Origin of the sequence: Mesorhizobium sp. M1E.F.Ca.ET.063.01.1.1, from assembly GCF_003998155.1 — a bacterium.
Lineage (GTDB): Bacteria > Pseudomonadota > Alphaproteobacteria > Rhizobiales > Rhizobiaceae > Mesorhizobium.
The window spans coordinates 1-872 of sequence record NZ_RZSC01001318.1 but is presented as its reverse complement, the minus strand read 5'-3'; the positions used below and the strand labels follow the sequence as shown (position 1 = coordinate 872).

2 protein-coding genes are annotated in these 872 nt (G+C 57.0%); both read right to left on the bottom strand.

Going from position 1 to position 872, the window contains the following annotated elements:
• A partial coding sequence (locus tag EOA29_RS38245; RefSeq protein WP_245468781.1) for an ATP-binding protein occupies positions 1 to 419 on the bottom strand: 419 nt, incomplete at its 3' end.
• 2 nt (positions 420 to 421) lie between these two features.
• The coding region (locus EOA29_RS38240; protein WP_145970115.1) for a SpoIIE family protein phosphatase at positions 422 to 872 on the bottom strand (451 nt) is incomplete at its 5' end.

Genomic DNA, 872 nt, shown 5'->3' with positions numbered 1-872 from the left:
GCGTCGGGGTTCGCGGCATTCGCTTCAATTCGCTGTATCAGCAGATCCTTGGGGTCGCCAACCGTGATGTCCGCCAGCAGGCTTTGGAACTCGGACGCGTTTTCCCCATCGACGTCATTCGACACCTTGAGCTTGAAGCTCTCCGAATCCATCGACGCCTCGATCACGATCTCGCCCGGTGCGCGAAACTTGACGGCATTTTCGATGAGTTCGTTGGTCAGATATCCGATGCTGTGCCGCACCTCCATGTAGTCATTGCGGGACGACTGGAAGCGCAATGCGAAAAGATCGGCGATGAAGTCCGAGGTCGTAGCACAATGACGCCAACTCAAGTCGAGAGGCCCGTCGAACAGCCGCACACGACTGACGCTCTCCTTCATCCCGATTGCAATGTCAGGGGTACCGAACAGCGCTGTCATTTCTATGTGTGCCTTATGATCACGAGTGTGATGTCGTCGTGGATCTTCTGGATTCCGATATGGGTCATCAGATCCTCGACGATTCCGGTCTTGATTTCCTCGGCGCTCCTGCCGTGACGCTTTTGCACGCTCTTGCAGAGCCGATCGAACCCGAACAGTCTTCTGTCTTCGTCCTCCGCCTCGGTCACTCCGTCGGTGTGCAACACGATCACGTCGCCGCTCCCGAACACGATGTCACGCGTGTCGATAAACTGCGAGATGTCATTCTCCAGGCCAACCGGCAGCCCCAGGTCAAGCGTATCGATGCGTTCGACGTCCCCATCCGCGCGCACGACGAGAACGTCCTCGTGCTGGCCGGAAAGCGTCACCCGTCCATCCTCAAAGTCAAGAAAGGCCAGCGAAAGATGCTTGTTGGTGTTCGTCCGCTCGATGTTCTTGAAGATCGCGCTGTTC